Origin of the sequence: Prevotella sp. FD3004 (genome assembly GCF_000746155.1) — a bacterium.
Lineage (GTDB): Bacteria > Bacteroidota > Bacteroidia > Bacteroidales > Bacteroidaceae > Prevotella.
Map to the genome: position 1 here is coordinate 353,397 of NZ_KN050820.1, position 20,949 is coordinate 374,345.

Genomic DNA, 20,949 nt, shown 5'->3' on the forward strand with positions numbered 1-20,949 from the left:
TATTTAAGTATTTGATGAAATATCGTCTTTATTGACCTGTATACTCACGTACCATCTCATCGGTGATGGGGCCTCTGTATCTATACCACTCATCTGCGTCGACAATGCCGCGAACAAACATTGTGAAACCCGGATACTCATTGCCACGCATATCTTCAAGCGTGTATTTGTTATTTATATGGGTACGCTCGTCGCACCAGCTATAGTCGTCTTGTACTGCAACCTTTGCTGTAGCCTTGCCCTTTTCGCACTCTAATTCTACCCAAACTTTCTCCTCGCCAATAAGCTTGTAAACCAAAACGGGGATATTCTTGGCAACTTCCTTTACTGAAGAACCCCATATATTGTTTACCTCAAAGGTGGCCGGAACACAACCTATAAAGGTATATTTATCGCCCGTATTTTCGGTATTAATCATCGACATCGTCGTAATGCCTAAGTTTGGATTAACTTCTTTAAATAGTGCGTGAACCTCTTCACCCGCAACAGTTAATGGCAACGTACCACCAGCAGCACGCAAAGTAATCCTTACCTTCGAATTATTCTCAATCAACTTCACATCGAACACGACGTCATTGAAATCAAAGTCACTATTCTGCGTCACAGACAGGTCCTCGCAAATTACGCGAATCACGTCTGGATCTGACACATCTGGAGGCGTGTCTCCAAATCCTGGATTACATGGAGTGGTTGGAATCGTAATCTTTGGCTTGCCAGAGTTGAATCCTGCAGCATATATATTGTTCTTCGAACAACCATTCTGGTAATGAATATATGGATATGCGCCACTATAACCTTGAGGGAAGTGTGTCTCAGCAGAAACATAAAGTTTGCCTCCATAGGCCACGTTACCATGACCTTCTTTCGTCTGGACAATATTCTTGGCCTGGAGCACGGCATAATCACTTCCAACACCATGAAAACCATAGCCATTCTCTTCGATTCCGCTGCCAAGCGCATTCATCATAGCTGTCTCCGTAACTTTAAACAAGGCCTTTGAACCCATTTCAACCTTAAAGGGGCCACCTTGGAAAGTTACGTTATTACCATTGTTGTCTTTGGCAACAAAATCTCCGCCACCATAGAAGTTCTTGGTTAACACACCACCGCCAGAATCAATCTTGAAACTACCACGGCTATCAGCAATATTGATGCAGAAGTTCTCATGAACGGTGAGAAAACAGTTATTGATAACACTACTACTTGTGGCAGTATAGGTGTAGTTTTCTGTAGTAAAATGTCCGTTGTTCACCCAAATGTTGGCATTACTATTAATGATTGTCTCACCATAGACTGTCCATTCTGCATTATTCTGAACGCGACCACTACCTGCAGTAACCAAACGACCCGTCTTTCTCTCAGGAGTTCCTGATGTAATAGTCCCATCATTTACCAGAACCGACTGCCTGTTGGCAACAAACACCTCACCACTTGTGGTCAGAGTTCCACAATTATAAAACAGACTTGTGTTGTTGACCTCGAAACTCTTACATTCGATATCACCATGATTATAAAGTTTGGCTGTATTGTCTAACTTTACACGCCCTGTTGTTCCTTTGGCAATCAACTTCGCCGTGGGCGCCATATAGAGATTAAACTTAATGGTGCTTGCAGCGTCGTCTCTCAGTTTTAAAGTGGCACCTTCAAGAAGATAGACATTTGTATTAGGAGACACATAGAAACTTCTGCTGGAGAAATCGTTATTTCCTTTTATATAGAGCGTACCACCAGAATTGTTTGATCCCCAGATGTTTACATCACCTTTCCATGACGGATCGAGATAACTTGTCCCCTTTGCATATCCACTTTGGCCATATCCTGACACTTCTGCATACGACTTTACTCCACTAGGTACATTTGCAAGGAAGTTACTGCTTGCTGCATCTGAAGGGAATGTATATGGTCGGGTTTTCCATTGACCATTTTCCTGATACCACTCTACAGGCTGCATAGAGCCTTTATAGTCTGCGTAATCACTTTTTGCACGGGTTACAGCTCTTGAACTTACTGCTTTTGATTCACCAAAACCCCATTCGTTTTCAGGGTCTGGCTGTCCGAAGGCGGTTACGAAGGCTTTTTGATAGGTTTCAATCACGTTCTTCTGGGCTTGCGCCTCAAAACCTATTTCGTGTGTACAGCTGGTAAAAAGCCCACAAAAGGCAATTGCGGCTACGCTGGTCATCAAATACTTCTTCATACTCAACTTCTTTAGAATAATAAGCTTCCCAAATATAGATGTCATTATTTGTGCAAAAATACAAAAAAATTTTATTTGTTATAACTTCCACACCTTATATTTAACAGAAATTCACGGAAACGTTTACATTCTCTTCACATAAAAAAGAGGCCCCTGCTCACGCAGACGCCCCCTCCCTTAATTTAGTTATTTTAAGTATCTGATATGTTATTATTCAATAACCTTGCCAACAACATAGTTTGTTGCCCAAGTATCGATGTCATTTTTATTAACCCAATTCGTAAACTGTGGATGAGCCTCCTCAATATTTGTACGCTCAACACACCACTTATAGCTCTTGGGGACACAAATTTTCTGAGGAGCAGCTCCAGCTGTAGCAGCCAACTCGTAGCTTACAACCTCACCTGCATTATTTTTTTTGCTAACCACAATGGGGATATCAATGAGGCGAGCATAGCCCGTCTTAGTAGGCAGAGCATAGTTACAGTTCGTGTTCATCGTTCCCGTATGAGAGTGAATGTCTTCGCCAGCAACTGTCACATCAAGTGTACCACCAGCAGAAAGAATGGTAATATCACACGTTCCGTCTGTATAGATTGTGGCATCGAATACAATATCATTGAAGTCAAAATCATCAACAGTACCTAAATCCTCACAAATAATACGACCAGTCTCCTTCACCACTTTATCGGGTTCGTTAACAGGATAAGCAGGAGTGATTTTAACGATCCAGTCGTTGAAAATATAATCACGATCAACAAACTTGTCGCCCTTCAAATATCCCTTACCAACCTGTTGTGTCTCGTTAGATTCTGACTCAAAGTCGAAGCCTACATAATATGAGCCTTTCCACTCAAGAATATAATAGTTATGATCATACCAGTGCTGAGGTTCTGACCAACTGTTGTGGAATGAGAACTGAGATGTGCTACTTCCCACCATCAGCATCATCTGGTCATCCTGATATACTTTGTCTGTATTCAAATTAGGGCCACTAAGAGCACCTGTCCATACTTGATCGTATTTGCCACCAGAATAATCACCATAGTTAAAGTTCCTGATATGATCATGATTAGGGCCACAAGCTAACTGGTCCATCTGGTTACTACCAACGATACCCGTCTGCACGGTGCCATCCTGTTTTTTCCAAGAACTATATGATGCCACTCCTTTATAAACCTGCTGTACAAAGAAGTCTGTAAAATTCAAATTGATGGGAGATGGTTCTCTTCTAACCTTGCTGAACTCTGCTATGACCTCAGCGGCTTCATTGGGATTTCCACCCTGGTTAATGGGTTTTGGAATAACAATTCCCTCATACTCAGATTTACCCGCCCAAAGTTTTGCATCGGTATCAGCAGCACGAGTGCGTGTGCGGACTTTGTCGAATCCCCATGTGTGGTTAGAGGCGATGGTACCATACTTTGCTTTGAACGCGTCTGAATACGCTTGCTTCTGTTGATCGATCTCCGCATTGGAGTTGTAGAGGTCTTCATTCTTTGAGCAACTTGCAGTTGTAGCAGCTAAGGCAATGGCTGCAAGGCCTGTCATCAAATACTTTTTCATTTCTTCATTTTCTTATTATGTTATTATTCGATGTTCTAAATATTTACATGTTTCTAATTGGTTAATAAATGAACTTTAATGGTTCTTTGTTCTTTGGATTTGGTTGCAAAATTAATAAAAAAAGAATTATAGCGCAATCGTTTTCTAGTTAAATAAAGTTAATTGGCATTTCAAACATTTGAAGAATTAATTAGTTCGTCGATAATAATTGCCAATTTTATATAATGACACCATCTTTAAAAAGATGCAAAACAGAAAAATTTGTGAATATTTATTCTTTCCCATATTAAAACCAAAAGGACATGGAGTTTAGTCCGCTTAAAGTGGAACTTTACTCGGAGTAAACTCCCTTCTATTTCCAACAGCACATATTTTTACATATTAATTAAAGTCTAATCATTATAAAGCGCTTCCCCAAGAAGCAAGAGGACGTCTGCTCACGCAGACGCCCCCTCTTTCATGTGCAAATTTTTGTGTATTTGATTTATAGAATTTTCTATATTAAGGAATATACGTAATACAGTCTATAGAGAATGGGTTGTTATTATTTGCTGTTTGTATTACAAATCCTCCCTTGCTAACAATAGCAGACTTGACGCTGCTCGAAAGTTTAAACTCCACGTAGCCTGGGAAATTCTGAGGCTGAGGGTTATAACTTATGGTGTTACTATTACCCCATTCTGGTATGTTAATTGCTCCAGACCAATCCTTCTTCTGTAGCGCTATATGCCAATATGAGGTGCTTGTTGAAGACGTCAGATAAATGCGGATTTTACTTTTTGACGTTGCATTAGCAAGGATACTTCCTGAGAACGATACCTCGAACTGGCCTTTTTTAGGACCAACCCACAGCTGCGTTCCCTCATAAGGAGAAATTTCTTCGATATCCGTCATGTAGAACCAGCCCTGATATTTGTCAGCATAGGCAAGAGGAGAGCGATTGTCGCCATAGAGATTGAAGTTTTCAACATCGCCTCCCCAGACGTCGGTATTTCTATTGCCCACATAAGTGGGGAAGCGGGTGTATGCGTCCCTAATGTTGACACGCTCCTGAACCCAAGGCGTTCCTATAGGGGCGAGAAGAATGTGTGGTGCAGACTGTGTTCCCGAGTTGACGATGATGAGGTTACCTTTGCTGTCGAGCACAAAGTTTCCGTTCTCGTCTTTCTTGTACTCATGAATCTCCTTATTATTAAGGCGCGCTCCAACGGTTACCTCATCTGTCGCCCATTTCACATCGATAGGAATGTTATTGATGGTATAATTGGTTCCTCCCAATTCGCTGGTATAATCAAACATCTTATAAACGTAAGGCTGACCTGTTACACGAGAAAGAGTACCAGCCACATTGGATGCTTCGCCAACAGTATTGACGACGGTTGTCATACCCACACCAAAAGAGTCGTGCACGTCGCCAAACTTACTTCCTGCAATCTTCAGCGGGATAGTGCCACCAGCAGCCAACAGAGCAATCTCTACGCGATAGGTCTTGGCACCAGCAGGAACGTATTTTTTAGCGTCTGTGGTAGCCTCTTCGTTTATCTCGTATTTACCATCCTGCCAAATGATGGCATCGAACACGGCATCATTGTAGTCAAGGTCTTCGCGAGTTGCCTTATAAAGATCCTCAACGAATACGCGACCCATACTCATGATACGATGGATGGTAGCTGTATATTTCTTGCTGGTAGTAGTCTCTTCCTTATCCTTATCCTTATCCCCCGAAGTGTCTCTCTTCGTGCCAGGAATCACTCTGACAATCCAATCGCTGTAATAGCCATCAGCACATGAACTCAGCTTTACGAAAACTTTGTCTGCCTTACCTGCTACAGGCAGGTAGCCATCATCGAGCAAACCTTGTATAACGCTGGCAGAAGGCGTGTTGTTGTACTCCTTCTTGTCACCACAATACCTGTTCATGCTGGAATTCAGATAACGATACCGTTTACCATTAAAGTTATAATATTCGTTAGCATAAACATCGTCATCGATAAGTTGCTCGAAATCGAAGCCTACAAACCACATGCCGGAAACGTTGGCATTACTACCGCCCGAACCGTCCCACTCCTGAATCACACTACCAGGAATGATTACATACCTATTATTAAAGCCCACAGAACCATTAGAATTCCAATAGCCAAAACAATCGCTCTTCGAATTGACCATCAGCATAATCTGGTCGCTGTGTTTAGAACCGCCATTAACGGGCTGACCGTTATTAAGAACGTTATTGTTCCAAGTGGCTGTACCATTGTTGAAGTTGTTGATATGGTCATAATAGTTCAAGCTCTCTGCGCCAGCACTATACGAGCCACAGGTAAGTTTATCCATTTGATTGCTTCCAACCATCGTTGTAATGCCATCAGCAGCAGTATACTTCTCTGGAGAGTTGGCCCCGACCTTGTCACCACCCTTATATACTTGTTGCACAAAGAAGTTTGCATAGTCAAATGCAACCCCTTCTGGATTTGGATGTGCCTGGAAATAACGACGGACTTTGTCTTTCTGTGCCTCAGTGAGAGGATCGGGCACAACCCAAGTTGTAGCCCATTCATTGGCATTGGCATCGTGCCCACGCGTCAGCGCTTGCACATCAGCGGTACTTGTGCCACCAAGTTCTACGCTAATCGGCGTAAAGCCCCAGTTGTGCTGAGGATCGATAGGCCCATAGAGTTTATTGAAAACTTTTTCAAAAGTCTGTATCTTCTCATCATAAAGACTATCATACCCTGTATCGTGATCAGTACAACTGGCAAGATATAATCCAGCTACGAGAGCTAAAGTTCCAAAAATCAAACACTTTCTCATTGCACAAAAACACTTAATAGATGTTACGTAACTTAATATATATAGAATCGATTCGGGTGCAAATTTAAGCAAAAAACTTCCAAGTTGTATCTGTTTTAATGTTAAAATCTTTAAAACACCTCTATTTCTGTATCATGTATGCGATTATTTTTGTAATTTTGGCGCGGAATCATTCTAATCAGATTTGCTTGATATGAAAAAGGTCGCTTATGTTTTTGCTATATTCATCTGTATCTGTGCTTTAACTGGTTTAGGCACATCCTGCAATAAAAATGTTTTTGACATTGATATCTATGATACACTTGCCAAAATCAAGTCGCCTGTTGACACCGTTGACCCCAACCATACATGGATTCTGTCGGAGAAAAAGACATTAAAAGTAAATGTAAATGCTGGTGTGGGGGCTAAGATGCTGCAGATATTAACAGACGACCCCGTTGTAACGACTGAAGCAACGGTATTGGCGCAAAAAAGTGTGCGTGACGGCGACCAGTTCTCGATAAACATTTCCTATCCACAGCGACTGAACACACTTTATGCTGCACTCATTGATGCCAATGGACGCTATACAATATCGAGTTTCAGACCTGCGTTCTCAAATCGTGTGGATTTCTCAAATTCCATTTATCAGTCACAATCATTAAGCTACACGCCATTACCACATTATTACGCTTTCTGCTATGAGCAGGAATTCCCCGAATTTGGCGATTATGACTACAACGATGTTGTGATGCATATTGCCTTGGATCACTCTGTCGAAAAAATAATAAAGTTCCATGTCCGCCTTGCTGCCGTTGGCGCAGACGAGCCATTAGCTGGCGCCATCCGTTTGCCAAGTATCAAAATGGAAGACATTGATTCTGTATATACTGAAAATGACAAGTCGTTTAACGTAAACATGCATGGCGAGGAAATTGCCAAACAGAACATGTCAGTACACACATACAGAGACCTATTACTTGAGAGCAAGAAAGGTGAGCCTGTTCTGAACCTCTTTGCTGACGCCCATTGGGCAATGGGCGATATCAGGACTAATGAGTATGGCGTGTATAGCAGAAAACAATACAACGTAGCTTATGGTACAACCACTACTACAACAGAGCTGATGCCCCGCGAAATAACCTTTGCGATTAAAGTCAAAGACGATTTAGTGTTAAACTACCTGACTCTTGATGATATAGATCCGTTTATCATACGTATGTATGCCAATAACCGAAGGGAGATACACACTTTCCCCTATCGCACGGTAGACGCTCTTTATGAGAACAAATATGTTGATATACAAAATCTGCCATGGGCTTTGGTTATCCCCACAGGAGACTTCTGCCATCCGCTACATGGTCAGAATATCGGATTCCGTATGAAGACAGACTATAACGACTATGCTGAGATCCTGTTTGGTGCTTATTCCTATGAGGGACATTCTTTTGGCGAATGGTCTGTGAACAGAACCAAGGCTACAGATTGGTATCTGAAAGAGTACGGAACAAGAGGTCAGATTTTCATGTGGTAAATCAGTTCTTACCAAGCCACTACTCTGTTTGAACTTGCATTCGAGCCCTTATACCAATCAAGGGCTGTTTGTGCATTGTTGGCCCATGTACCAAACAGCTTATAGGCCAGCCCAATATTAGAATTCTCCTTGGGCCATTGCCATTTACCAAAGCTATCTGCATTGATAACGAGGTAGAGGGGAGCTTCTTCTTTATTGGCAGATTGTCTCAATGTTTGCGAAGAACCATCCCTACCCTTCTTACGCAAAGAGAAAGGAAGCTTATCAACTTCAACATCTGAATTACTGTAAGTAATCAAACCTAATACTTGAAAATCACGATCTTTTGAACTCGTATTAACTATTATATTCGAAGCAACACCCATAACTTCGTGTACTTCTTTTCCAAAATCCTCACCATTGTAAAGTACCTGAATCTCCTCTGAACTACCAACAGCTGCAACGTTTACAGAAATGGTATAAGTACCGTCGCCATTATCGAAAGGCATACTTACGCGAAGAACGACATCGTTATAATCAAAGTCACGAATAGAATAATTATCTGCAACTTCAAACGCATAATAAACACATCCGTTCTTGGGCGTAGACTGGGTACCTTCTAATTGGCAGAAACAAGTCTGACGATTCCCTTCAATATCTCCACAACTGCCATTCATCCAACCAGAGAGCATATCAAGCCCAGAAGCCCCAATAGGCACTTCAAGTTGTATATGGTCGAGTAAGAAGTCTGATGCATTACCAGAAGATGCACTAATCTGTGTACACCCACCTACTCTAAGACGTGCATTAGCCACATATTTATCGCCAGAAGGCCCCCATACACCAAAGTTACTGACGCTTATTCTCCCACTACAGTTTAATTCAGCGGCGTTACCCATATAGAGAACATTGCTGCCGTTACCCTGAAGAGTTAATGAACCACAACTAAGAGAACTTCCATCATCCATACGAGCATTCTGCCCCAACGTCAGATTATCAGAGACTCTGATTACCCCCCCATTCAAAATAGAAAGTGTTGAAGCATTGACCTCAGAGAAATATGCAGAGGCGAGGTTCACGAATTTGGCTGATGATTCATTTACAGCAGAACCAACAAGTTTGGTCGTGGGGGTTACGTTATCGCCAATGATTCCTGTATTATAAAGTGTTCCACTAACGATTGATACTTCACCAGTTGTCAGATGGCCTTCATTATAATTACAACCCGAAGCTTCACAACTGAATTCTACGATTCCATCACCAGATATTTCACCACCAGGCATCACATAGATTCTCCCCATAACAGTTGACTCACCCAATGGAGTAGTTGTCAACTTAAAGCCTTTCGGAACAATAATTTTCCCGCCATTGCCAACCACGATAACATTGCCCGCATTGATACGCTGATCATAAGTAAGTGTCCAAGTTGAGGTTACATAGACAGACATATTAGAATGTGTTCCAAGGAAAGGGATAAAGCCCGTATAAGAATCGCTGATCTTCAGTCTTGCTTCTGCATCATCAGCCAAATCCGGACTCAGTTCACTTGCCTCAGTCAATGTACCTGTAGTATATTTCGAGAGATCTGGCATACTTTGCGTGGGTACACTCCAATTGTTGCCCGTAGTAATGGTTGGCATGGTTGTAGAGGTTGAAATTTTACCACTAAACTTAGCCTGGCCATTCACTATAGGTACACATATTACATGTTGCTGGTCATCGTAGCAAGCGGCAAAAAGCTGACTAACATCAGCAGGTTTGGCCACATAGATAGTTTTCGACTCTCCTGATACGATGGTGGTCATGCCTAAATAGGTGATATTATTATCTGAAGCAGGATGGCTTTGATAGATATAAATGGTGTATTTAGAACCAGATAGAAAATCAACACTAATAGTAACAGGTATATTTGAAGCTGTACTCCAAGTCTGATTAGGATCGATATCCTTGCCACCCATAACAAGCGCTTTGAAATTCTCTGTTACTGGTAGATTGGAAGAATTTTCCTTGGAACAACTGGTTGCCATAAAAAAAATAAGAAAGGCAACCACGTATTTTGTCAAATTTCTCTGATTCATACGCCAGGTTTTTAGTAGGAGTGGACCAGCCAGGGCTTGAACCTGGGACCTCCAGATTATGAGTCTGTTGCTCTAACCAACTGAGCTACAAGTCCGGGATTTGGGTTGCAAAGATACAGCAAATTCATTAAATATCCAAATTTTTTTGTGGAAATAACGAAAAAATGCTTAACTTTGCGGCCTTATGAGAACTATTTGTCTGAATCAAGGGTCTTTTGAACTCCCAGAAAGCGTAGCAACGATAGGTGTCTTTGATGGGGTTCACGCAGGACATCAGTTGCTGATAGGAATGGTAAAAGATGAGGCTCATAGGACTGGGCTTAGTTCTATGGTTATCACATTCGATCGTCATCCCCGTCAGTTATTTGACCCTACATTTCGCCCTCAGGTGCTGACAACTTTAGAGGAGAAACAAGCCATTGTGGAATCACTTGGCATTGATGTATTTGTGGTTTTACCTTTTACTAAAGAGTTTGCAGAACTCACTGCTCACGTCTTTATGCAGAAAGTACTTCACCAACAATTGAACGTAAAGACACTCATAACTGGTTACGACAATCGTTTTGGTAGAAATCGTTCTGAAGGTTTCGAAGATTACGTTCGTTATGGCAAGGAGATGGGGATGAAAGTGCTTCGTGGTAAGGCAGCGATGATCGCTGACAGGAATATTACCATCAGTTCATCTGTCATCCGCCAATTGCTGTCAGAAGAAGGAAAAGTAGAACAGATGCCTCGATACCTTACCCGGAATTATCAATTATCAGGAGAAGTAACGCCTGGAGAGCATATTGGACGCCAATTAGGTTTTCCTACTGCCAATTTAGAACCTCTTTGCGCAGAAAAACTGCTTCCTGCCTCCGGGGCGTATGCTGTATGGGCAACATTGATGGACGGCCAGCGTCGCGCAGCTATGATGAATATTGGCACACGCCCTACATTCAAAGGCAAACAACAGACGCTAGAGGTGAACATTCTTGACTATGAGGCTAACCTTTATGGGCAAATAATAACAATCTCATTTGTAGCTCGTCTGCGCGAAGAAAGAAAATTCGATTCACCAGAGGCATTGGTAAACCAATTGAAGAAAGATCAAGAACAAGTAAAAAAGATATTGATATGAAGAATGCATTGATTTATATAGTTATCTTTGCAGCCATTCAACTCATTGTGAGATTTTTGGCACAAGGCATCTGGATGATAGTGATGGGAAAAGAAGCTCCAATGAATGCCACAAGTATGATTATTATGATGGCTGTATTCAGTATACTGACAATGGTTATCTTTTTATGGGCCAAGTGGAGTGTTATATCGCGCCATTGGGTAAGAACACGTCCTTGGTTTGTATTGTTTTGGTGCGTATTAGCAGCTTTGGGAGCACTTGTTCCATCTGTATGGCTTCAAGAACTTATGCCCGAGTTACCAAACCATGTTGAAGGTGAGTTCGATATGATTATGAAAGACCGCTGGGGCTATCTGGTAGTAGGTCTGCTGGCCCCTTTGGCTGAAGAGATGGTTTTTCGTGGTGCCATTCTTCGAAGTCTGCTCCGTTGGAAGACAAATCCTTGGGTTGGCATAATTATCTCAGCCATTCTCTTTGCAGTTATTCATATGAATCCTGCTCAGATGCCTCATGCTTTTCTCATCGGACTGCTTCTTGGCTGGATGTATTACCGTACCGACAGTATCGTGCCTGGTGTGGTTTACCATTGGATAAACAATACAGTGGCTTACGTATTATACAACCTCTATCCCAAGCCCGACCTCACACTGACAGACCTGTTTGGTAATGAACAACGCGTACTGATGGCCTTGGGATTCTCGTTACTCATTTTCCTGCCAGCATTATTCCAACTGAACCAGAGACTAAGTAAATGATTATAAAATAGAGAATTGAAGTGGGCTGCTCCCGTCTTACGGAGGCAGCCCATTCTTCTTCGTTAGTATTTTTCTGAAAATTTGAGAGAATGAAACTTCACAGTTTCGTTTGTGTTTAAAATGATTATTATAAAGAAAGCATAGAAAATGTTCTTATTCATAATAAGCAGGAGCCTCTGTGGGGGTTGTAGCCGTTTTCATGCTGTCCAACATATTCTCCGCCTGAATTGTCCCGAGGACGTTTACTGTGTCAACCTTTTGCTGATGATATTTAGCGTAGGCATCCTTTGGATCATCCCATCCGCGATCCCAAGGAGCCTGAGCTGCATTACCCAAGGTGAGAACGATAGCAACGATAGCCGCAGCTCTGAAAAGCGGCATCAGTCGACTTGTCAGAGTAACTACTTTTGCTTTAGGCTTTTCTTCGCCAACCATCTCAAGGATGCGGGCATCGAAATCGCCGCTCAGTGATTCCTCTTTTTGGAATTCGTAGGTAAACAACTCCTTGTATTTCTGCAATTCTGCAGGCACATTTTCCTGACTAAAAAATGCACGCAAGATAGCTTCCTCCTGCAGGGTTGTCTCTCCCTGCCAGTAGCGCTCTAAGAGTTGTTCGATGTACTTATAATCCATATTTCTCTTTTTCTATAAATTTCTGCCGAATGGCTTGGCGTGCTCGGAAGATATTAACCTTCACCTGCTCCTCGCTTATATCCATAACCTTTGCGATTTCTTTGTAGCTCTTACCCTCAAAGTCTCTGAGCTGCATCGCGCTTCGCTGCTTCTCCGGCAGTTCGTTAATGAGGTGGCGTATTAGCTGCATTCTATCTTGCTGCATGGCCTGTTCCTCTGGATTGGATGAATAGCTATAATCCGGAGCATCGTGTTCCCTCTCGTCCAAGCTTTGATTCTGGTTCTCCATCTTTTTCATCTTGTCGAGTGAGATGTTTCTACAGATGGTGAGGCAGAAAGCTTCTATCGATTCGATATTAACCCATTGTTCCCGCCTATTCCAGACTTTAATCATTGTTTCCTGTACAACATCCTCAGCCTCCGCAGGGTTGAGAGTGATGCGGAGAGCAAGCCGATACAACTCATTCTTGAGTGGCAGGACATCGTTCCGGAAACTGATTTTTTTCATCCTCTCTAATATAAATGACGATTGAAATGGAGAATAGTTACAAAAAGGCGAAAAAATTTTCGCCTTTTTTATCTTATCACTGTGCCAGAATTTCCATCGATAGCAGTAGCAAGGGTTATGATAACACGTGAAACGCCTGCATCAATAGCATTAAGTGCATTCTCTATCTTAGGAAGCATACCGCCACTAATAGTGCCATCTTCCTTATATTTTCTGAAATCCTCATGCGTAATCACGGAAATCACAGAGTCATCATTATCAGGATTACGAAGTACGCCTTTTTTCTCGAAACTAAAAATGAGGGTTACATCATAGTAGGGTGCAAGAGCCTTAGCAGTCTCAGAGGCAATAGTATCAGCATTGGTATTAAGAATATTACCCTGACCATCATGAGTAAGAGGCGCCATGACTGGCGTGATGCCTTCTTCAATCAACTTACTGAGCATTTTACCATCAGCATTGTCAACATCACCTACGAAACCAAAATCGATACCGTCTTTTAACGGACGTTTATGGCTACGGATAACATCCATATCAGCTCCTGTCAGCCCCAAGGCGTTTACACCATTCTTCTGAAGACGGGCCACGAGGTTCTTATTGACCAATCCACCATACACCATTGTCACCACATTGAGCATCTCAGCATCAGTGATTCTTCTGCCGTTTACCATTTTCGACTCAATTCCAAGGCTGGCCGCTACCTGAGTTGCACGACGACCGCCACCATGTACCAACACTTTCTTGCCATCAATGGCACTGAAATCCTTAAGAAGTTGCAAGAGTTGAGGTTCGTCTTCCACCACAGCCCCGCCTACTTTAACTATGGTTAATTTTTCTTTCATCATTCCAAATATGTATAACCGTAAAGTCCTGAACGATAATTAGACAGGAATTCCTTTCCCTCTTCAAGAGATATCTTACCCTGCTTGACACTCTTAGCTACCCAGACTTCCAACTGACGCACCAGTTTCTTAGGATCATATTGTACATAATCGAGCACTTCAGCGACAGTCTCGCCATCGATAATCTGATCAATGTGGTAGCTACCATCTTTCTCTGAGATATGTACAGCATTGGTATCACCAAACAGATTGTGCATGTCACCCAGAATCTCCTGATATGCACCTACAAGGAATACGCCTAGATAATAGGGTTCGTTTTTCTTCAGAGGGTGCACAGGTAGCGAATGCGAATTATTACGGTTGGTTACGAAGTTTGCGACCTTACCATCACTGTCACAGGTGATATCCTGAATTGTCGCATTGCGCGTGGGACGCTCATCAAGTCGCTGTATGGGCATAATAGGGAACAACTGATCGATGGCCCACGAGTCGGGTAGACTCTGAAAGAGTGAGAAGTTGCAGAAATATTTGTCAGCCAACAACTTGTCGATGTTCATCAACTCTTCAGGAATATGTTTCAGGCCCTTGGTAAGGATATTTATCTCGTGGCATACGCTCCAATACATAGACTCTATCTCTGCACGAGTCCTTAAATCCACGATACCATGCGAGAACAAATCAAGCACCTCTTCACGTATCTGCTCTGCGTCGTGCCAGTCTTCGAGCACGTTGCGCGGCGAGAGGTTGTCCCATATCTCATAGAGGTCTTTCACCAACTGATGACTGTTCTCATCAGGCTCAAACTCCTCTGGCATCTCTGGCAGCGAGGCCGTCTCCAGCACGTCAATCACCAACACAGAATGGTGAGCAGCGAGTGAGCGTCCGCTCTCGGTAATAATATTCGGATGAGGTAGATTGTTCTTATTCGCAGCCTCAACGAAGGTATAGATACAGTCGTTTACATACTCCTGAATACTATAGTTCACAGAACTCTCACTTGAAGGAGAACGCGTTCCGTCATAGTCCACACCAAGACCACCGCCGCAGTCTACGAAGTCCACATTGTACCCCATCTTGTGCAGCTGGATATAAAATTGAGATGCTTCGCGAAGAGCAGTCTGTATACGGCGTATCTTTGTGATTTGCGAACCGATATGGAAATGGATGAGTCGCAGACAATCACGCATGTCCTTCTTATCCAACAACTCGAGTGCTTCAAGAAGTTCTGCACTTGTCAGACCAAACTTTGAGGCGTCACCACCACTCTCTTCCCATTTGCCAGATCCACTTGAAGCTAGCTTGATGCGGATACCGATGTTGGGGCGGATGTTCATCTTCTTGGCCACCTTGGCAATGATTTCCAGTTCATTCAGTTTCTCTACAACGATAAAGATGCGCTTACCCATCTTTTGTGCGAGTAAGGCCAATTCTATATAGCTCTGATCTTTATAGCCATTGCACACGATGATAGAATCGCTCTGACACTGCACGGCAATAACAGCATGCAGTTCAGGTTTTGAACCTGCTTCAACGCCAAGATTGAATTTCTTTCCATGACTGATGATCTCCTCCACAACAGGCTGTATCTGATTCACCTTAATAGGATAGACCACATAGTTCTCGCCCTTGTACTCGTATTCCTCGGCTGCTCTTTTAAAGCAACTCCACGTTTTCTCGATACGGTTATCCAGAATGTCGGGGAATCGAAGCAGTACTGGAGGCGTGACATCACGCAATGCCAACTCGTCCATCACTTCACGTAAATCTATCTCTGTCTTATTCTTACAGGGAGTGACATAGACATCGCCTTTTTCGTTGATGCCAAAGTAAGAAGTGCCCCATCCGTTAATGTTATAGAGCTCCTTCGAATCTTCAATGGTCCATTTCTTCATAATTCCAAAATTTCTTTTATCCTAGCCACGCTGATTTTTATTTTCTCATAATTATCCATCAGACTGACATCGAGAGTGTATTTGGCCTTTGTGTAATAAGGCTCACGCTTCTCGAGCTGCTCACGAATGAAGGCAATCAGTTCTTCGGGGCTTTTGCCCTTCAAAAGCGGACGTTCCGTTTTCCCCATTAGCAGATGCTTGTAGAGCACTTCCGGATCAGCTTTCAAATACACCACCTTCCCTTGCTGGTTCAGGTAGTCCATATTATCAAAGAAGCATGGCGTTCCGCCTCCACAGCTGATGATAACATTTTCGAACTCGGCCACCTCGTGCAGCATGTTGTACTCTATCTGGCGAAAACCCTCCTCACCACGTTCAGCAAAGATCTGAGCCACAGATTTGCGCATACGGCTCTCTATATACCAATCAAGGTCGTAGAAGATGACACCCAGTTCGTCTGCAAGCGCTTTACCAACGGTTGTTTTCCCCGCACCCATATAGCCTATCAGGATAATGCGCGTCATATCAGCCTTTCTTTACTGGTGTTGCCTGAATAATCTTCATGCACTGATCATAAGTCAGTTCAGTAGCTTTTTCGTGCAGATTCTTGGGGAGGCGATAGTTCTTGCCGTCATATACTAGATAGGGGCCATATCTTCCATTCAGAATCTCCAGTTTAGAATCCTCTAGAAAGAACTTCATGTGCTTCTTGCTGTCCTGCTGACGCTTCTCCTGAATGAGTGCAATAGCCTCGTCGAGGGTTATAGTCATCGGATCTGTTCCCTTCGGCAGTGAAGTATATTGGCGGTCGTGGAGTACATAGGGACCAAAACGGCCAGCACCGATGGTTACAGGCTTGTTTTCATACTCTCCCACCTCGCGTGGTAGTTTGAACAACTCCAACGCCTCTTCAAGGGTGATGGTTTCCATGCTCTGCTCCTTGGGCAGTTGCGCAAATTGGGGTTTCTCCTTGTCATCGGCAGTACCAATCTGTACTACGGGGCCGAAACGCCCGATTTTCACAAATACGGGTTTTCCCGTCTTGGGGTCCTTACCCAATTGACGTTCGCCAGCCTTGTGCTGCTGACGGCTGTTCATTGTCTTCTCTACCGTTGGCTCGAAACTCTTATAGAACTGCTTCATCATGTCAGTCCATTTCTCATCGCCTTCAGCAATCTTATCAAAATCCTGCTCCACCTTGGCAGTGAAGTTGTAGTCCATAATTTCCTTGAAGTGTTCCATCAGAAAGTCGTTTACCACGATTCCGATATCGGTAGGCAGCAACTTGCCCTTCTCTGAGCCAACCATTTCCTTTCTGGTTTTCTGAGTCACCTGCTTACCCTTCAGCTGATAGAGAGAGTATGGGCGCTCCTCGCCTTTCTTATCACCTCTCTGCACGTATTCGCGCTGCTGAATAGTAGAAATAGTCGGAGCGTAAGTTGAAGGGCGACCAATTCCGAGTTCCTCCATCTTATGTACAAGGCTGGCTTCAGTATAGCGCTGCGGACCCATGGTAAAACGCTCTGTTGCCAACACTTCACGGCGTGTCAGCTGCTGCCCTTCCTTCATTGGCGGAAGAATATGTCCAAACTCGTCTTGCTGATCGTCATCATCCAGCGACTCGCGATAGACCTTGATGAAACCATCAAATTTCACGACCTCACCCTGTGCGACGAAATACTCGTCAGTGCCGCTGATACGGATGTTGGCTGTTGTCTTCTCTATCTGTGCATCTGCCATCTGGCTAGCGATGGTGCGTTTCCAAATCAGTTCGTAGAGCCGCTTCTCCTGAGCAGTCCCTTCAATCTCAGCCTGATCCATGTAGGTAGGACGGATGGCTTCGTGCGCCTCCTGAGCACCCTTTGCACTGGTATGATACTGGCGGGTCTTGCTGTATTTGTCGCCGTAGAGACTGACAATCTCGTTCTTACTAGCACCAAGACAGAGTTTAGAGAGGTTTACAGAGTCGGTACGCATATAGGTAATACGTCCGTTTTCATACAAATGCTGAGCAACCATCATAGTCTGACTTACTGAGAAACCAAGTTTGCGGGCTGCCTCCTGCTGGAGTGTCGATGTGGTGAATGGCGGAGCCGGTGTACGCTTGACGGGTTTCTTAGATATGCCCTCCACGGTGAAGGTTGCTTCCTTACACTTCTCGAGGAATGTTAACACCTCTTGCTCTGTCTTGAAACGACTGGCAAGCTGGGCCTTTACCTCTGAAGCAGAGCCATCGACATTGGTAATGGCGAAGACACCATTTACGTTATAATATACCTCGCTCTGGAAATTCTGAATCTCACGCTCACGTTCTACGATGAGACGCACAGCTACGCTCTGCACGCGACCTGCCGAGAGAGCTGGCTTCACCTTGCGCCAAAGAACTGGGGAGAGTTTGAACCCCACTAGGCGGTCGAGCACGCGTCGTGCCTGCTGGGCGTTTACCAAATCCATGTTGATATGGCGCGGATGCTCAATGGCTTCCAAAATTGCGGGTTTTGTGATTTCGTGGAACACAATGCGGTTGGTTTTCTGCTTATCCAGCCCCAACACCTCGCACAGATGCCAAGAGATGGCTTCTCCCTCACGGTCCTCATCGGATGCGAGCCATACCTTTTCTGCTTTCTTGGCTTTTGCGTTGAGGTCGGCCACCAGTTTAGTCTTCTCTTCTGGAATCTCGTATTCTGGTTCCAGAGTCTTATCGTCGATGCTCAGCTCTCTTTTCTTCAGGTCACGGATGTGTCCGTAGCTTGACATCACCTTGAAGTCATCTCCAAGGAACTTCTCAATGGTCTTTGCCTTAGCTGGAGACTCGACAATCACTAAGTTTTTCTGCATACTTTTGTCTTGTTATGATTTCTTTCGGGCTGCAAAAGTAAGCAAAAAAGTTTCTTCCACCTTATATATATATAGGAATTTTGTTTTTATTAACAATTCTGCACTAAGAACCGACTCACAGCCTCGCGGATAGAACGCAGTCCAAAGAGTTCTGGATTCAACACCCTCAGCGGCATCCAGGCTAATTCTGCAGCGTCGTCGGCAGCCTTCACCACAGCCTCATCGCCCACACGGCAGAAAAAGAATAGATCGAGCGTGTGGATGTCCATGCCTGAATAGTTGTAGATGTTGGGCACGGAAAACATGTATTCCACATGCTCTGGCGAAATACAGAGTCCCGTCTCTTCCTTGATTTCACGTGCCATGCCCTCCTCGGCCGTCTCGTCATTGTCGACAAAGCCGCCTGGTAGATCGAGCGTGCCTTTTGCAGGTTCCTTTGCGCGACGCGCCACCAACAGCTCACCTTTAGCATTCTGGATAAAAGCCGCTGTGGCAGCCCGTGGGTTCTGATAGTAGGTAAAACCGCAGTTGTTACAATGCCTGCTCAGGGCATTGTGTATCACGAATTGCTGGCTGCCGCATCTCGGGCAAAAATGGAATTGCGCTAAAGGATGTTTTTCCATGGCGGTTTACCAATTATCAGTGCGGAAGGGGAAGAGCGGCAGGTTGCCAGCATTCTTCACGTTACCCGTCTGGAAGTTCTTGAAACAATAGCGCACGGCTACGGGATTCTTCACTTTGGGCGAGGAGATGCGGATAGCCTCATCCCAATAAGCGCCGCCTGGCTGCCAAAAGTGCTGCGCACTGGCGGGATAAAAAATCTTATCGTCGCCAGCCACCTCGAAGCCCTGCATGTCTTCGAATGGTGCATCAGCCCAATAATTGTCTTGAAGATGGATGAACACAGCATCGCCTTTTATCAGCATATCCTTGAACGACGAGCTTTTATACATGATACTCTCGAAGCCATAGTCGCGATTCAGAGCCGTGTAAGCCAGCCGTTCGCCCACCTGCTGTTTCTGAGTGGGGTGTATCTGCGAGAACTCGTAGGGATAGACTAGGTCGTTGATGCACACCAGCGAGCTGTTCGGGATAAGGCTCTGGGCTTTAAACTGCTGTTCGCGAAGCAGCGCACCGTTTGTCGCGTTGTTATCGTCGTCGTATCTGTAAGGCGCAATCTGCACGAAGTAGAAGGGTATTTCACCGAGGGCGAACTGACTTCTCCACTGCTCCACCAGCAGCTTCATACGCTCTGAATACTGGTTGCCTTGGTCGCCTACATTCGAGCAACCCTGATAATAGAGTATGCCCTTCACAGTGAAGTTCAGGATGGGATTGAAGGTGCCGTTGCCCCAGAGCAGCGAACGGTGATAGTCGTAGTCAACCCACCTCTTGCATATCTCAACCGAATCGGTAGGGTCGTTGGTATATTTCTCCAGATTCTCTTTCGTCAGCCAGCTCTCCACGCGCGTACCTCCTTTATTGGCTTCAATGAGTCCGATAGGTATGTCGAGCGCCTCGTGCATCTTGCGGGCGAAGAAATAGCCAGTAGCCGAAAACTCCCCAACAGTTCGGGGCGAGCACACACGCCACTCGCACAGGGCATCGTTGAGCGGTTTCGAGGACATGACACTTGGAATCTTCACCGAACGGACGCCCTGATGGTTCTTTGCGTCGATAACCACGTCATTATAGCCCTCTACGGGACACATACCGAAGCCCTTCACGGGCATCTCCATATTCGACTGTCCCGCGCATACCCAGACCTCACCTGCCACCACATTGCGAATAGTCAGGGGTTCGCCATCATCAAACGTGATTGAGAGCGGCTCGTACGAGGCCTTAGGCGTCACTACCTTTACGAGCCACTGTCCCTGCTTGTCGGCCTTGGCCGTCACTACGTCCTTGCTCCACGACACCGTTACCCTCACCATCTTACCCGGCTGCGTCCACCCCCAGAGGCGGGCGTCGGTCTGCTGTTGTAATACCATGTTGTCGCCAATCATGTGGGGCAACCTAACTTTGGCCTGTGCGCCGAGCGTCGCCAATGCGACGAGAGCCATCAAAGCGAGAATCTTTTTCATTATACAGGATAGTTTCAAGTTTCCGCCTGCAAAGATAGTATAATGTTCTGAAAAAACCTCAACGAAAGGGGCAAACTGCACTAAAACTTCTTAATTTTGTACCTTTAGTGTCAGTAGTGGACAAAAAAGTAGTACC

15 protein-coding genes and 1 tRNA gene are annotated in these 20,949 nt (G+C 44.4%); 3 read left to right on the forward strand and 13 right to left on the reverse strand.

Annotated features, from left to right (window positions below; translation table 11 throughout):
- Nucleotides 1–28: 28 nt before the first annotated feature.
- The 3 genes from T325_RS11925 to T325_RS11935 form a co-directional block, all read right to left on the reverse strand.
- Nucleotides 29–2,197, reverse strand: a complete 2,169-nt coding sequence (locus T325_RS11925) for a hypothetical protein (RefSeq protein ID WP_156097689.1) — start codon at nt 2,195–2,197, stop codon at nt 29–31.
- 210 nt (nt 2,198–2,407) lie between these two features.
- Nucleotides 2,408–3,763: a DUF4842 domain-containing protein gene (locus T325_RS11930; protein ID WP_036914319.1), complete on the reverse strand. Its 1,356-nt coding sequence runs from the start codon at nt 3,761–3,763 to the stop codon at nt 2,408–2,410.
- A 501-nt stretch (nt 3,764–4,264) separates the two neighbouring features.
- The gene (locus T325_RS11935; protein ID WP_036914322.1) at nt 4,265–6,571 is read right to left on the reverse strand and encodes a hypothetical protein; all 2,307 of its coding nucleotides are present in this window, start codon (nt 6,569–6,571) and stop codon (nt 4,265–4,267) included.
- A 193-nt stretch (nt 6,572–6,764) separates the two neighbouring features.
- Here T325_RS11935 and T325_RS11940 point away from each other — a divergent pair, with 193 nt between their 5' ends.
- On the forward strand, nt 6,765–8,084 hold the full coding sequence (locus T325_RS11940) for an LruC domain-containing protein (protein ID WP_036914324.1): 1,320 nt from the start codon (nt 6,765–6,767) through the stop codon (nt 8,082–8,084).
- Between the two features lie 8 nt (nt 8,085–8,092).
- Here the strand turns inward: T325_RS11940 and T325_RS11945 are convergent, their stop codons facing one another.
- Both T325_RS11945 and T325_RS11950 read right to left on the reverse strand, forming a co-directional pair.
- Nucleotides 8,093–10,141 (reverse strand): DUF4842 domain-containing protein, encoded by a 2,049-nt coding sequence (locus T325_RS11945; protein WP_146063096.1) that lies wholly within the window; start codon nt 10,139–10,141, stop codon nt 8,093–8,095.
- A gap of 21 nt (nt 10,142–10,162) precedes the next feature.
- Nucleotides 10,163–10,236: transfer RNA gene (locus T325_RS11950), tRNA-Ile, on the reverse strand.
- Nucleotides 10,237–10,325: 89 nt separating this feature from the next.
- On the opposite strand from T325_RS11950, the gene T325_RS11955 reads away from it, so the two are divergent.
- Nucleotides 10,326–11,261: a bifunctional riboflavin kinase/FAD synthetase gene (locus tag T325_RS11955; RefSeq protein ID WP_036914327.1), complete on the forward strand. Its 936-nt coding sequence runs from the start codon at nt 10,326–10,328 to the stop codon at nt 11,259–11,261.
- On the forward strand, nt 11,258–12,016 hold the full coding sequence (locus T325_RS11960) for a CPBP family intramembrane glutamic endopeptidase (RefSeq protein WP_036914329.1): 759 nt from the start codon (nt 11,258–11,260) through the stop codon (nt 12,014–12,016). Before T325_RS11955 ends, T325_RS11960 begins: the two co-directional genes overlap by 4 nt.
- 153 nt (nt 12,017–12,169) lie before the next feature.
- On the opposite strand, the gene T325_RS11965 is transcribed toward T325_RS11960, so the two are convergent.
- From T325_RS11965 to T325_RS12000, 8 genes are all read right to left on the reverse strand, one after another.
- Nucleotides 12,170–12,649, reverse strand: coding sequence for a hypothetical protein (locus T325_RS11965; RefSeq protein ID WP_036914333.1), 480 nt, complete (start codon nt 12,647–12,649; stop codon nt 12,170–12,172).
- On the reverse strand, nt 12,639–13,157 hold the full coding sequence (locus T325_RS11970; RefSeq protein WP_036914336.1) for an RNA polymerase sigma factor: 519 nt from the start codon (nt 13,155–13,157) through the stop codon (nt 12,639–12,641). Before T325_RS11970 ends, T325_RS11965 begins: the two co-directional genes overlap by 11 nt.
- Before the next feature lie 68 nt (nt 13,158–13,225).
- Nucleotides 13,226–13,999, reverse strand: coding sequence for an acetylglutamate kinase (gene argB, locus T325_RS11975; RefSeq protein WP_036914553.1), 774 nt, complete (start codon nt 13,997–13,999; stop codon nt 13,226–13,228).
- Complete coding sequence (speA, locus tag T325_RS11980; RefSeq protein WP_036914339.1) at nt 13,999–15,891, reverse strand: biosynthetic arginine decarboxylase; 1,893 nt, start codon at nt 15,889–15,891, stop codon at nt 13,999–14,001. The genes argB and speA overlap by 1 nt, the downstream gene beginning before the upstream one ends.
- On the reverse strand, nt 15,888–16,415 hold the full coding sequence (locus tag T325_RS11985; protein ID WP_036914345.1) for a shikimate kinase: 528 nt from the start codon (nt 16,413–16,415) through the stop codon (nt 15,888–15,890). Before T325_RS11985 ends, speA begins: the two co-directional genes overlap by 4 nt.
- A 1-nt stretch (nt 16,416) precedes the next feature.
- Entirely contained in the window at nt 16,417–18,729 is a 2,313-nt protein-coding gene (gene topA / locus T325_RS11990; protein ID WP_036914349.1) for a type I DNA topoisomerase, read from the reverse strand.
- 89 nt (nt 18,730–18,818) lie between these two features.
- The gene (locus T325_RS11995) at nt 18,819–19,352 is read right to left on the reverse strand and encodes an NUDIX domain-containing protein (RefSeq protein ID WP_036914352.1); all 534 of its coding nucleotides are present in this window, start codon (nt 19,350–19,352) and stop codon (nt 18,819–18,821) included.
- 6 nt (nt 19,353–19,358) lie between these two features.
- On the reverse strand, nt 19,359–20,813 hold the full coding sequence (locus T325_RS12000) for a sialate O-acetylesterase (protein ID WP_036914355.1): 1,455 nt from the start codon (nt 20,811–20,813) through the stop codon (nt 19,359–19,361).
- Between the last annotated feature and the right edge of the window lie 136 nt (nt 20,814–20,949).